Origin of the sequence: Streptomyces bohaiensis, assembly GCF_012033785.1 — a bacterium.
Lineage (GTDB): Bacteria > Actinomycetota > Actinomycetes > Streptomycetales > Streptomycetaceae > Streptomyces > Streptomyces bohaiensis.
Genome location: NZ_JAAVJC010000132.1, coordinates 1 through 13107, shown reverse-complemented (window position 1 = coordinate 13107; position 13107 = coordinate 1). Strand labels below are relative to the sequence as shown.

The following is a 13107-nucleotide window of genomic DNA, read 5'->3' as shown; positions in this document are numbered from 1 at the left end:
GGGCGGACGGGGAGCGCACCGAGGGACTGCGCGACGCCACCGGCGCGCTGCGCGACCTGGTCGCCGCCCAGGAGCGCTCCTCGCGCGCGCTGGCGCGCATCGCCGAGGCGCTGGAGCGCTTCTCCGGGCGGACCGCGGCCGCCGAGGACCCGTACTGCCGCACCGCAGGGACCCCGCGGGTGCCGTTCCGGGGCTGGTCACCGGCGCCGCTGCGGCACATCGCCCCGCCGTCCACCGTGCCGTCCCACCTGCGTACGGCCGCGACGGCGGCGCCCGGGAGCGCCGCGGAGGTCCCGGAGCCGACGGCCGCCCGCGGCGGACAACTGACCCCCGAAGCACGGCGGTTGTTCACCCGTTGGCGCACCCGGCTCACCGTCACCGACGACATCTGGACGGTCGCCCGCGTCCTCGCCGAGGACCTCGCGGCGCACGGCGAGGCGCGCCGCTCCACCGCGGAACTCGCGCGGCTGTGCCACCTGAGCGAACGCCGCGTCGCGGACAGCGTGCTGTTCCTCCTGCGCCGCAACGCCATCCGCAAGGCGGGCACCGCCGTCGACGGGACAGCGGTCTACGTGCTCTCCCGCTGACTCTCGCCGGTCACCCGGCCCGCGGCAGTGGAGGCCCGCCCGGGCGCGCACCGGCCCCCGGCGCAGCGCGCCGGGGGCCGGTGGGGCGCGGGTCGCTCCGGGCGGAGCTGTCAGCCGCGGAAGACCATGGTGCACACCAGGGTCTCGCCGCCGTTGACCGTCCAGTGCCAGTACGAGGTCGCGTCGTTCTCGCTGCGCGCGCACGCGCCGGAGGTGACCTCCTCCGGCGCGGGCAGCACGCCGGTGATGTGCATGACCTGGTTCCAGGGCTCGGGTGCGGCGTCGGAGGCGCAGTCCACCAGGCTCATCAGGTTGCCGTCGATGATGCGGCCCTCGTCGCCGTCCTGGTCCTGCTCGGCGAGCATGCAGTGGCCGACGCGGAACTGGCGGTCCAGGCACAGCACGATCTGCTCGCCGTCGGGGGCGGTGTGCGGCCAGTGCATCTCGCCGGGGCCGGTCGGGCAGGCCTCCGTCGTGGTCTCGACGGCGGTGACCGCCATCAGCCCCTCGTCGGCCTCGCACTCGGCCTTCCACGGCAGGTCGGTGCTCCACTCGACCCCGTTGTGGAAGAGCGTCAGGCAGTCGCCTGGGCGGACGTCGCGGAACGCCTCGGTGGTGGGGTCGCTGGGGCTGCTGGTCGACACGGAGCCCGCGCCGTCGTCGGCGGGGACGTCGAAGCCGCCTCCGGCGCCGAGACCGCCCGGCCCGCCGGCACCGCCGGGCAGCCGGAAGTCCTCCAGCCCGCCCAGCGCGAGGTCACCGGTGCCCGGTTCGCCGGCGCTGTTGTCCGACCCGGCGCGCGCGTCCGCGGTGAACGCCACCGCCAGCGAGGCGATCAGCAGCACGATCAGCGCGATCGCCCACGGCACCGGCGACGCACGAGAGGTGGGGGGCAGCGGCGCGGGGGTGGGCCCGCTCTGCCACCCCGGTTGCCAGGGCTGTCCGCCGCTCATGCCGACTCTCCCGTGCCCGCCAACATCCGCACTCACCTGCCGTGATCCGGTAACACCATACGACCTGTCCAGGAGTCGCCTACCCGACTGCGGTGCTCCTGCACGTATCGTCCCGGGCGCACCCCGTGCAACGCCAACCGGGGCCCCTCCGGACCGGGTTGCGACGACGCCCACGCGCCGGGTCGCCGGCGCCCGGGAGCAGGCCCCGCCCGGCTCGGCCGGATGCCTGCTGCTCTTCGGGCACCGCCCCGGGGCGGGTGAGCCCGGCTTCCGTGTCCCCTCTCCGTGCGCCTGACAGTCTCGCGTCGGTCGCCCGTTCGGACCTTCGGGCAGCCGGCGCAGCTATGAACATGCTGCTCACTCCAGCACCATGGGGCACCAGGTCTGGCAATCGAGGTCAGCTCGCTGCCGGACCACCCCCTCCGCCAAGGTCATGGGTGGTCCGGCGCTCATGGAGTTGTCAGGGCGTGCCGTCGATCACGCGGCGGCACCGTACTGGCTGGTCAGCCGCCGGACTTCGGCATCCTTGAAGGCTTGCACCTCTTCCACGATCCCGCTCTTCGACAGCTCGGCCACGGGGATGCAGAGGTCCATCCGTTGAATGCAGACGCCGACCATGTACTCCCCCTGGTCGGTGAGGTAGAGCCGGACGCCGTAGTAGCCCTCTTCGCAGTCCGTGTCGTTGTTGAAGCGGCACGACGCGCAGGTTTCCGGGAGTCGTACCGGCAGCAGCCGCTTGACATAGACGGCCCGGCTACCGAGTGCCCGGTAGAGGGTGCGCTCGTCGGAGGTGCCGGCGGTGAACGTCCGAAGCACCGGTTCCGCACCAACCCGGACCAGCACTTCGGAGATCGCCGCGATCGACTCCGCTCCGTCCTGGATGCTGGTGAGCATCCGCACGTCCGCGAACTGTCCGTACGACTCAACCAGGTTGACGACCCGGTCCACGTGGGCCATCCCAGGAACAACGATGTTCACGGAGACCTTCACCCCGTTGGCCACGGCGGCCCTGATGGTCTGCTCCGCCGCACGGATCTTCGTCTCGGCCAGGCCCGCCGACGTGAAGCGCTTGGACTGTACGGCCTGGAGCTCTTCGGCGGTGGTGCCGAAGACGGAGACGTTGACCCGATGGAGGCCGGCCACCGAGCACTCCGGCATCACCTGCCGACCGCGCTCCCCGTTGCTGGTCATCCCGACGCTCAGCCCCATGCCGGTGAGCGCCGAGACCAGCGAGGGCACCTCCGTGTGAAGGGTGGGTTCGCCTCCCGTGAGGTGAACCTCGCTGGCGTTGAACGCCCTTGCGACGGTCCGCACCGCCCGCCTGAAGAACACGTCCGGGGCCATCTTCGCGGAGAGGAAGTTGACGCCGTTCGTCTCGCTGTAGATCGACACGCGGCCGGCCTTGCCCGGTCCCGCGACGAAGGGCAGCAGAGCGCGGCCCTTGTTGTCGGCGGTGACCGGCGTTCCCTCGTTGTGGCAGAACGTGCAGGCCAACCCGCAGTCGTCGATCACCTTGACGCGGATGGTCCTGTCACGGACAACCCGGACCGCCGTGCGTTGGGTCGCTGACAAGGCGTGTCTCCTGTCACTCGAACGTGAGCCGGGGGATCGCTTCGATGTCGATCCCGTACCGGCGGTAGACCTTGGTCGTGTTCTCGCTGGTCAGCTCGGCCAGGGAAAGTCCGAGCGTGAGCGCCGTCGCGTGGACGTGATCCGCGCTGTCCCCCTCGATCTCCAGGTACGGGGGGATCAGCGGCCACTCGTCGATCTCGATGGCCGCGCTCCCCAGCGTCCAGGAGGACCGGCGATTCTCCTGGTACGCCTTCGGCCGGTAGCCGAGCTTGCCGAGGAGCGTGTTCGTGGCGTCGAAGTCGCCGACGCTCGTTTCCGTTTCGGTCACGCCGTCGATCGCGTCGGAGTGGATCTCCTTGACGCAGAGCGTGACGTCGGCGCCGGTGTCACGCAGCCGGACCCACGCTCCGGGCAGGTCGGGGATGTCGTAGACGTAGCGACGCTGGAAGCGGTCGATCACGTGCTCGGCCCCGGCCTCCAGCAGGAGTGCGCGGATCTTCTCCGGCTCGACATTGAGAATCTTTGCTTCGAACTCAGTTGCAGTCATCGGATGTTGCCCTCTTCGATCCGAGGTTTCGGGATGTGCGAGCGCACGATAACGGCGATCGCGTCAGCCACCTGCCGCCGGCGTCCGGGAGGGCGGGCCCGCCCGGCTCGGCCGGACGCATCCTGCTCCATCGGCAGCAGTCCTCCGGGGCAGGTGCGATCCGGCGGCCGTGGCCGGCCGCAACTGCACGCGACCGCCTACTTCACCCATCACGATGCCGACGCATTCAGTGGCACGATTCATGGCCCGTTCACCGATCCCAGGTCGTGCCCGCTGGTTGTTCGTCATGCACATCAGGCTCTCGAATCGTCGCCCCCTCGCAGAAGGTCATGGTGGTTACCCAACTTGGCTAATGTGGACCGAAGTAGGTGCACAGTGATGTTCCGTATTTCTGAGCTGTGGGAGCCAGCCCGATGACCGAGTCATCTCGCACACCAGAGCTGCCTGCAGGGCTCCTCATGCATCCTCAGATGATCGCGGCATGCCGCGCCCGTGACTTCACGGCGGTGTTCGGAATCGTCAAGACCCGAGCGGGCATCTATCCCTCGATGCTCGCCAGTACACCCGGGCCCGGTCGTACTTCACCGAGGCTCTGCGCTTCGCCCGGGAGATAGAAGACCGGGAGTTCACGGCCAATGTCCTGGCCTGCATGAGCTTGCAGGCCACCTACCAGGATCGGCCAGGGGACGCGCTGGCATTCGTCAACGCGGCTCAGGACGAGGCCCGCGCGGCGGTCGGCACCACTCCCCGCGTGCTGTCGATGTTGTCGTTGCGGGAAGCATTCGCGCAGGAGACTCTCGCCAGCCACGCCGGTACGCATGCGGCCATTGGTGAGGCGCGTCGCCAGCTCGAGCGGATCAGGGGCAGCGACCCCGACCCCCCCCGTGGGTCACCTACTTCGACGAGGCGAAGCTCGTCGTTGATACCGGTATCGCACACGGTCGACTCGGTGAGGCTGCGATTGCGGAGCCCTTGATCGCCGCTGCCTTGAGACGAGCGAACGGCGAGAACCAGAGGGGGCGCGCGTTTCACTCGTTCTGGCTGGCCCGTACGCAACTCCAGCTGGGCAAGCTGGACCATGCGTGTCAGACGGCGACGGAAGCGCTGGAGCCCGCTGCCTCTGTCGGGTCGGCTCGGGTGGCCGGGCACCTGCGCGAGTTCTACGACGAGCTGGCCCCGCACCGGCGGGAGCCTGCAGTGCTCGCTTTCGAGTCACGGCTGCGTGATCTTCTTCCTGCTCGGGTCAGCGCATCCCGGCGTCCATGAGCACGTACAGCAGACCGACGAGTGAACCGCTGCTGATGATCTCCCTGCGGTCGATCATGCCGCGGATGTCCGCCAGCGGGACCCACTCGATCCGGTCGGACTCGTTCTGCTCGGTGGGTGGGCCGACGTACGTGGCCCCGTCGGCACGGAAGAGGTGGTGCTGCGAGTCCGTGATCCCGTTGGCCGGCTCCGCGTAGATCAGTGGTCGCAGCGAGCCGGGCCGCCACCCGGTCTCCTCCAGCGTCTCGCGCGCGGCGGTCTCAGCCGGCGTCTCGCCGTCCTCCACCAGGCCCATCGGCAACTCCCAGGCCCAGGAGTCGGTGACGAAGCGGTGCCGCCACATCATCAGCACCTCGCGCCGTTCGTTGACGACGGCGGCCGCCGCCAGATTCCGGAGCTTGACGACGTAGTAGTCCCGGCGGGCCCCGTCCGGCTGCTCCACGTCGGCCACCCACAGGTCGACCCACGGAGTCCGGTGGACCGGACGTTCCCCGTAGCTCTTCCACCGCATCGCCGCCCCCTGCGCTCGCCCCGGGAGAGCGTAGCGGCGCGCCCGTCCGCTCCGGTGCGCGCGCCGCTCGCACTACGAGCGGGCCGGCCGGCGGCGGTCCGGAGCGCCGCCGGCCGGCCCGGGCGGCTCAGTCGGCCAGTGGCAGGTAGACGCGGTTGCCGGAGGCGGCGAACTCCTGCGACTTCTCCAGCATCCCGGCCTCGATCTCCTCGGGCGTGGCGTTCACTCCACCGCCGAACCGTTCGTTGATGTCACGGCTGATCTTCATGGAGCAGAACTTCGGGCCGCACATCGAGCAGAAGTGCGCGGTCTTGGCCGGCTCGGCCGGCAGCGTCTCGTCGTGGAAGGCGCGCGCGGTGTCCGGGTCGAGCGCCAGGTTGAACTGGTCCTCCCAGCGGAACTCGAACCGGGCGTCGGAGAGCGCGTCGTCCCACGCCTGCGCCCCGGGGTGGCCCTTGGCCAGGTCGGCGGCGTGGGCGGCGATCTTGTAGGTGATCACGCCGGTCTTCACGTCGTCCCGGTCGGGCAGCCCCAGGTGCTCCTTGGGGGTGACGTAGCAGAGCATCGCCGTGCCCCACCAGCCGATCATCGCCGCACCGATCCCGGAGGTGATGTAGTCGTAGCCGGGGGCGATGTCGGTGGTCAGCGGCCCCAGCGTGTAGAACGGCGCCCCGTCGCAGATCTCCTGCTGGAGGTCGATGTTCTCCTTGATCTTGTGCATCGGGACGTGGCCCGGGCCCTCGACCATGGTCTGCACGTCCATCGACCGCGCGACGCGCGTCAGCTCGCCCAGGGTGCGCAACTCCGCGAACTGCGCCTCGTCGTTGGCGTCGGCGATGGAGCCCGGCCGGAGCCCGTCCCCCAGCGAGTACGTGATGTCGTACGCGCGCAGGATCTCGCAGAGTTCCTCGAAGTGCGTGTAGAGGAAGCTCTCCTGATGGTGCGCGAGGCACCAGGCGGCCATGATCGAGCCGCCGCGCGACACGATCCCCGTCTTGCGGCGCGCGGTCAGCGGCACGTACCGCAGCAGCACCCCGGCGTGGACCGTCATGTAGTCCACGCCCTGCTCGGCCTGTTCCACGACGGTGTCCCGGTACACCTCCCAGCTCAGCTCCTCCGCCTTGCCGCCGACCTTCTCCAGTGCCTGGTACAGCGGCACCGTACCGATGGGGACGGGGGAGTTGCGGAGCACCCACTCGCGGGTGGTGTGGATGTTGCGGCCGGTGGAGAGGTCCATGACGGTGTCGGCGCCCCAGCGGGTCGCCCAGGTCATCTTCTCCACCTCCTCCTCGATGGAGGAGGTCACCGCGGAGTTGCCGATGTTGGCGTTGACCTTGACCAGGAAGTTCCGCCCGATCGCCATCGGCTCGGACTCCGGGTGGTTGACGTTGGCCGGCAGCACCGCCCGTCCGGTCGCGATCTCCTCGCGGACGAACTCCGGCTCGACGCTCTCCCGGACGGCGACGTACTCCATCTCCGGGGTGATCACCCCGCGCCGTGCGTAGGCGAGTTGGGTGACGGCCGCGCCGCCGCGGCCCCGGCGCGGCTGCCGCGGCCCGCCGGGGAAGACGGCGTCCAGGGTGTCCAGCCCGCCGCCAGGGGCGGTGCGGCGGACCCCGTCGTCCTCGGGGCGGGGCGCGCGCCCCGGGTACTCCTCGGTGTCGCCGCGCTCGGCGATCCAGCCCGATCGCAGCGGTTCGAGGCCGCCCCGCACGTCGGTCGCGACCTGCGGATCGGTGTACGGGCCCGAGGTGTCGTAGAGGGTGACGTGGCGTCCGTCGGTGAGGTGGACCCGGCGGACGGGCACCCGCAGGTCGGGCCGTGAGCCGCTGAGGTAGCCCTTGTGCCAGCCGGGGGCCGGGGTGGCCGCGGCCGTGGATTCGTGGTCGGTGACGGTGCCGTCCGCGGCGGCCGGTGTGGCCGGTGCGGACGGTGTCGTCGGATCGGTGGCGGCCCGCTGGGCGCGCGCGTGTGCGTCGTGCGAGGTCATGAGACCCACTCCCTACGCCGGCATTACCCGGTACCAGGTTCAGCGGTCGGCGCAGCTGTCGGCTGCCGTGGCCCCTCGGCCCGGTCGTTGCCGGTCAGCGCCCTCTCAGCCCCGTGCTCGGAGCTCCCGCGACGTCAGATGTGCGGCACCCACGGTAGCGGCACACCGCGAGCTGTGACCAGGCCGCGTCCGGTTCTCTTGCGATGATCCTCCGGTGACATCTCATCGGGACGACCCCTACGACGCTCACGACCACCCGCACGGCCACACCCACCAGCACGGGCCGGCGGCGCCCGTCTCCGGGCGGCTGCGCAAGGTCATCACGGCCGTACTGCTGCCGTTCGCCGCGGTGATGGTGGGCGGCATGGTGCTGCTGTGGCCCGGGGGTGTCCCCGACCAGGAGGAGCGCACCGGGGTCGGGTACGACCGCCAGGTGGAGAACGCGCGCGTCTCCGACGTGCGGGAGGAGCCCTGCGACGACCTCGGTGTCGCCGTGCCGCAGGGGGTGAGCGGCGCCTGCGAGGTGGCGACGGTCGAGGTCACCAGCGGCAACGACGCCGGCCGCACCTTCGAGGAGGTCGTACCGCCCGACGCCACGCAGCGGTTCGAGACCGGCCAGGGCGTCAAGGTCGCGTACGCCCCCGATGCTCCGGAGGAACTCCAGTACTCCGTGTACGACGTGGAGCGGTCGGTGCCGATCCTGGTGCTGGCGCTGATCTTCGCCGTGGTGGTCGTCGCGATCGGGAGGCTGCGCGGACTGATGGCGCTGGTGGGCCTGGTGGTCACCTTCGGCGTGCTGACGCTGTTCATCCTCCCGGCGATCCTCCAGGGCTCCAACCCGCTGCTGGTCGCGGTGTTCGGCGGCAGCGTGATCATGCTGGTGACGCTCTACCTGGTGCACGGGGTCACCGCGCGGACCTCGGTGGCGATCCTCGGCACGCTGATCTCGCTGGTGATGATCGGGGTGCTGGGGTCGCTGTTCACCAGCTGGGCGCGGCTCAGCGGCAACACCGATGACCAGACCGGCCTGGTGCACGCGCTCTATCCGGGCATCGAGATCCAGGGGCTGCTGCTCGCCAGTATCCTGATCGGTTCGCTCGGTGTCCTCGACGACGTGACGGTCACCCAGACCTCGGCCGTCTGGGAGCTGAAGCAGGCCGACCCGCGCGCGGGGTGGGTGAAGCTCTACGCGGCCGGCATGCGGATCGGGCGCGACCACATCGCGTCGGTGGTCAACACGCTGGTGCTGGCGTACGCGGGCGCCGCGCTTCCTCTCCTGCTGCTGTTCACCATCGCGCAGCAGTCGGTCGGCACGGTCGCGTTCAGCGAACTCGTCGCGGAGGAGATCGTGCGGACACTCATCGGCTCGATCGGGCTGGTGGCCTCGGTGCCGATCACCACGGTGCTGGCGGCGCTGGTGGTCAGCGCCGACCGCGACGGCGGGGTGCTGACGCCGGGGAACGGCGACCCGGGGGCGCCGGGCGACGGGCCGGCTGGGCAGGGTGCGTGGGGCCCCGGTCACCAGCCGGGTCACGGTCCGGGCGGGCCGGGCGCTCACGGCGGGCCGGCGGCCGGTGGCGGCGCCGGTGGTGGCCCCGGGGTCTTCGGCCAGGGGCTCCCGGGGGGACGCGGAGGCGGGGGGCGGCGGCGCCGCCCCAAGCGGTGAGCGGTGCGGCGGCGGAGCCCGCCGGTCGCTGCTGCCCGCCGGGTGGTCGGTCCGGCGGGTGGGTCTCGGGCGGGCGGGACACGGGTGGTCGGTCCGGCGCGTGGTCGGTCCGGCGCGTGGTCGGACCGGCGTCGCGTGAGGTGACGGCGGCACGGTCGGGCCGCGGGAGGCGGCCCGGCGGGACGGCTACCAGTCGCCGGCGGACTTCGAGGAGCCCGAGAACCTCCGCACCAGGTAGATCAGCAGCGCCACCACGGCGACGAACAGCAGGATCTTGAAGAGCAGGCCGATCACCCAGGTGAGGACCGAGGCGATCATGCCGCCGAAGATGACCAGCGCGACCACGGGGATGGCGATCCAGCGCACCCACCATGGCAGTGTCATGAATGCGTCCTTCATGGTCTCTGGCTCCTCACAGCTGGGACCGCGGTACGACGGGGGCGGTCCGATCGACAACTCCGCCACCGCGCGGGGGGCGGTGACCGGGAGCCCGGTCCGGCCGTCCCGGCGAGGTACGGCCGGCGACCTGCCGGTCACCACCGGGCTCGTCTCGATGCTAGGCGCGACCTCACGTGGACGGGAGGCCGCCCGCCCCCCGCTTCGCCCTGACCGATCCCCTACGGGTTCCGGGCCCCGCCCCCGGAGCCCGGCACGGATCGCCGCCGCGCGCCGCATCGCCGACCGGCTTCGACGGCGCGGGAACACCGCTCCCCGGGCCACCGGGCAGCCCCGGGGCCCGGTGCGGCGGGCAGCGCCGCTCGGTACGCTCCGGGGCGCGCGGTGGGGCGCCCGGCTCTCGGCACGCGGCACGCCGCGCTGCGACACGCCCGAGCGCGGGCACGGCGTGGATCGCTCCGACCGCCGCGTCCGCCGCGGCGCGGCAGACGCGGCGCCACGGGGGTGCCGCGCGGGCGCCCTCGGCCCGTCAGCCCTCCGGTGGGGAGAAGATCACCATCACCCGCAGGTCCTCGGTGACGTGGTGGAACCGGTGCGGCATTCGAGCGGGTACAAAGACCACGCTCCCCCGCCCGACCTGCGTCGTTTCCTCCCCGACGGTGATCGAGGCACGTCCGCTCACCACCAGGTAGATCTCGTCCTGCTCGTGCGGTCCCTGTGCGTCCTGCGCACCCGCGTCGAGCGCGTAGAGCCCGGCGGACATCGTCCGCTCCCGCAGGAAACGGAGATACGCCCCCTGGTTCGCGGCCCGCTCCGCCTCGAGCTGATCCAGCCGGAAAGCCTTCATCCGCCCACACCCCTTGCCCTGAGATCGCCGTCTTCTGGAACGATCTCGTGTATGACGAGCATCCTTATCAAGTTCATCGCCAACGCCGCCGCACTCGCCGTCGCGGTCTGGCTGTTGGATGACATCACCCTCGGCGACGAAGGCGCAACCACTGGCAGTCAGGCCCTGACCCTCGCGCTTGTCGCGCTGATCTTCGGCCTGGTGAACCTCATCGTCAAGCCGATCGTCCGCCTGCTGGCCCTGCCGCTCCTGCTGCTGACGCTCGGGCTGTTCAGCCTGGTCATCAACGCGCTGATGCTGATGCTCACCAGCTGGATCGCGGGCGACGCCTTCCAGGTCCACGGTTTCTGGACCGCCGTGCTGGGTGGTCTGATCGTCGGCCTCGTCTCCTGGGGTGTCAGCGCCGCGTTCGACCGCGACTGAACCCGGCCCCCTCTCCTGTCCGACCGGACCGGGGCCGGCCGACGATCGGCCGCCCCCCGACGGCCCGCCGCGCCCCCCGCGCCGCGGGTCGTCCGTGTCTCCGGACCCGTGCGGCGGCACTACGGGCGGGCCGGACGGCACCCCCGGGTCCGGTATGCGGCCGACCGCCGCACCGCGCTGACCGGGGGCGTTAGCCTGTCCGGCATGTCCACACCACCGAACCCATCGCCCCTGCCGGACGCCGCAGGCGACGCCACGCGTGCGGTGCACGCCGGTCTGCCGGCGGCCGAACCGTTCCGGCCGCCGATGCCGGGTCCGGTGATGTCGGCCTACTTCCACCTCCCGGGCGACCCCACCGGCGCCCCCTACGCCTACGGCCGGGAGACCAACCCGACCTGGACGGCGCTGGAGACCGCCGTGGCCGAACTGGAGTCGCCCGGCGAGCCCGCGCACGCCGCCGTGTTCGCCTCCGGCATGGCGGCCGTGGCCGCGGTGCTCTTCGGCCACCTCCGGCCCGGCGACACCGTCGTCGTCCCCTCCGACGGCTACCACGGTGTGCATCAGCTCGGCGAGCGGCTCACGGAGTTCGGGGTGACCGTCGTCCAGGTGGCGACCTCCGACACCGAGGCGCAGCTCGCGGCCCTGGCCACCGCGCGCCTGCTGTGGCTGGAGACCCCGGCCAACCCCGGCCTCGACACCTGCGACATCCGGGCCCTCGCCACCGCCGCGCGGGACCGCGGGGTACTGGTCGCGGTCGACAACACGCTGCCCACCCCCCTCGGCCAGCGCCCGCTGGAACTCGGCGCCGATCTCTCCGTCGCCAGTGGCACCAAGGGGTTCAGCGGCCATGGCGACGTGCTGCTGGGGTACGTGGCGGCCCGGGACCCGGCGCTGCTCGCCCCCGTCCGGGCGTGGCGCAGCTGCGTGGGCGCCGTCCCCGGCCCGATGGAGACCTGGCTGGCGCACCGCGGCATGGCGACCCTGCCGCTGCGGCTGGAGCGGCAGTCGGCCAACGCGCTGGCGATCGCCCGGCGGCTCCTCGACCGCCCGGACGTCTCGGACGTCCGCTACCCCGGACTGCCCGGCGACCCCGGGCACGCGGTCGCCGCGGCCCAGATGTCGGCCTTCGGCGGCGTGGTCTCCTTCACTCTCGCCGACCGCGCCCACGCGGAGCGCTTCCTCGCGGCGCTGCGGGTGATCGGGGAGGCGACCAGCTTCGGCGGCGTCCGCTCCATGGCGGAGCGGCGCGCCCGCTGGACCGAGCCCCCGACGGGCCCCGCGCCCGGCGACGGCGCCGGCGAGGTGTCCACCGCGGACGACCCGGCCGCCGACCACCCCGCGGCCCAGGTGCCGCCGGGGTTCATCCGGCTGTCGGTGGGCATCGAGGACGCGGCCGATCTCATCGCCGACCTCGACCAGGCGCTGGACGCGACGGCTCGCCCCGCCGGCTGACCGGCCCCGGCCCCGGCCCCGGCCCCGGCCGGCCGTGTCCGAGCCGCTCGGCCCGGCTCGGCCCGGCTGCCGCCGTGTCGCCCCTCGCCGGCGCACGCTCCCGCCCGGGGCGGGGCGGCTCTTCGGGAGCCGGTGCGCGGGCGCCTGCGTACCGGTGACCGGAACGGCGGCGTCCGCACCGTGGGCACCATGTTTCGCACGGGGCGCCGGTGGCGAGATGTTCTGCATGACCGAGGCAGCCCGGGTGGTCAAGCGCACGGCTCGCGCCATCCTGCTCGACCGTCCGGATCCGGGCGGCCCCTACGAGCTGATCGTCATCAAGCGCGTCAAGCCCGATCAGCCGCCGTACTGGATCACACCCGGCGGCGGCGTCGAACCGGAGGACCTCTCCGTGCTCGACGCCCTGCACCGCGAGGTCTTCGAGGAACTGGGCGCCAAGGTCACGGACGTGGTGCCCGCCTTCGTCGACACCGTGCCGCACGTCCCGCAGCCGGGCGACCCGCCGACCCCGCCGGGGCTGAAGGTCCAGCACTTCTTCGTCTGCCGCCTCGTCTCCATGGACCCCGCGCTGCGCCACGGCCCGGAGGTCGAGGAGCCCTGCGGGACGTACGAGACGGTGCGCGTGCCGTTCACCCCGGAGGGACTGCGCTCCGTCGACCTGGTGCCGGAGTCCCTGCTGGAGCATCTCACCCGCAACGTGCCGGGCGTGCTCGCGCTGCTCGCCCCCGACCTTCGCTGACCCGACCTCCGCCGACCCACCGTCGCGTCGGCCCCGCCGCCGCCCCGGTGGACGAGGAGGGCCGCTTCCCGCAGGAGGCGAGGGACGCGCTCACCGGCAACGACCTCCACGCCGTCCACGTCCCGGAGGAGTTCGGCGGCAACGGCGCGGACGCGCTG

11 protein-coding genes and 3 pseudogenes are annotated in these 13107 nt (G+C 72.1%); 7 read left to right on the top strand and 7 right to left on the bottom strand.

The features are described 5' to 3' along the window. Positions 1-587 (top strand): annotated as a pseudogene (locus HCN52_RS15165) (hypothetical protein); the annotation flags it as partial. A 110-nt stretch (positions 588-697) separates the two neighbouring features. Here the strand turns inward: HCN52_RS15165 and HCN52_RS15160 are convergent. The 3 genes from HCN52_RS15160 to HCN52_RS15150 all read right to left on the bottom strand — a co-directional run bounded on the left by HCN52_RS15160 (position 698) and on the right by HCN52_RS15150 (position 3659). Beyond that, positions 698-1540, bottom strand: a complete 843-nt coding sequence (locus HCN52_RS15160) for a hypothetical protein (RefSeq protein ID WP_168088978.1) — start codon at positions 1538-1540, stop codon at positions 698-700. 477 nt (positions 1541-2017) lie between these two features. Further along, positions 2018-3112, bottom strand: a complete 1095-nt coding sequence (locus HCN52_RS15155) for a radical SAM protein (protein WP_168088977.1) — start codon at positions 3110-3112, stop codon at positions 2018-2020. A gap of 13 nt (positions 3113-3125) precedes the next feature. Next, complete coding sequence (locus HCN52_RS15150) at positions 3126-3659, bottom strand: class IV adenylate cyclase (protein WP_168088976.1); 534 nt, start codon at positions 3657-3659, stop codon at positions 3126-3128. 529 nt (positions 3660-4188) lie between these two features. Here HCN52_RS15150 and HCN52_RS25485 point away from each other — a divergent pair. Beyond that, a pseudogene (locus tag HCN52_RS25485) lies at positions 4189-4925 on the top strand (NsdA family TPR-like regulatory protein); the annotation flags it as partial. Here the strand turns inward: HCN52_RS25485 and HCN52_RS15140 are convergent. Beyond that, positions 4903-5436 carry an NUDIX hydrolase gene (locus HCN52_RS15140; RefSeq protein ID WP_168088975.1) on the bottom strand — a complete coding sequence of 178 codons (534 nt, stop codon included), beginning with the start codon at positions 5434-5436 and terminating at the stop codon, positions 4903-4905. The pseudogene HCN52_RS25485 and the gene HCN52_RS15140 overlap by 23 nt on opposite strands. A 127-nt stretch (positions 5437-5563) precedes the next feature. Continuing rightward, complete coding sequence (gene thiC / locus HCN52_RS15135; protein ID WP_168088974.1) at positions 5564-7426, bottom strand: phosphomethylpyrimidine synthase ThiC; 1863 nt, start codon at positions 7424-7426, stop codon at positions 5564-5566. 214 nt (positions 7427-7640) lie between these two features. Here thiC and HCN52_RS15130 point away from each other — a divergent pair, with 214 nt between their 5' ends. After that, positions 7641-9092, top strand: coding sequence for a YibE/F family protein (locus tag HCN52_RS15130; protein ID WP_168088973.1), 1452 nt, complete (start codon positions 7641-7643; stop codon positions 9090-9092). A 186-nt stretch (positions 9093-9278) separates the two neighbouring features. On the opposite strand, the gene HCN52_RS15125 is transcribed toward HCN52_RS15130, so the two are convergent. Continuing rightward, positions 9279-9491, bottom strand: coding sequence for a DUF5326 family protein (locus tag HCN52_RS15125; RefSeq protein WP_167934924.1), 213 nt, complete (start codon positions 9489-9491; stop codon positions 9279-9281). A 526-nt stretch (positions 9492-10017) separates the two neighbouring features. Then, positions 10018-10335 carry a cupin domain-containing protein gene (locus tag HCN52_RS15120; protein ID WP_168088972.1) on the bottom strand — a complete coding sequence of 106 codons (318 nt, stop codon included), beginning with the start codon at positions 10333-10335 and terminating at the stop codon, positions 10018-10020. Positions 10336-10386: 51 nt separating this feature from the next. Between HCN52_RS15120 and HCN52_RS15115 the strand changes: the two genes are divergently transcribed. The 4 genes and pseudogenes from HCN52_RS15115 to HCN52_RS15100 all read left to right on the top strand — a co-directional run. Beyond that, entirely contained in the window at positions 10387-10758 is a 372-nt protein-coding gene (locus HCN52_RS15115) for a phage holin family protein (protein ID WP_168088971.1), read from the top strand. Between the two features lie 204 nt (positions 10759-10962). Next, positions 10963-12210 carry a cystathionine gamma-lyase gene (locus HCN52_RS15110; RefSeq protein WP_168088970.1) on the top strand — a complete coding sequence of 416 codons (1248 nt, stop codon included), beginning with the start codon at positions 10963-10965 and terminating at the stop codon, positions 12208-12210. A 226-nt stretch (positions 12211-12436) separates the two neighbouring features. Further along, positions 12437-12949, top strand: a complete 513-nt coding sequence (locus HCN52_RS15105; RefSeq protein WP_168088969.1) for an NUDIX domain-containing protein — start codon at positions 12437-12439, stop codon at positions 12947-12949. Positions 12950-12972: 23 nt separating this feature from the next. Beyond that, positions 12973-13107, top strand: a pseudogene (locus tag HCN52_RS15100) (acyl-CoA dehydrogenase family protein); the annotation flags it as partial.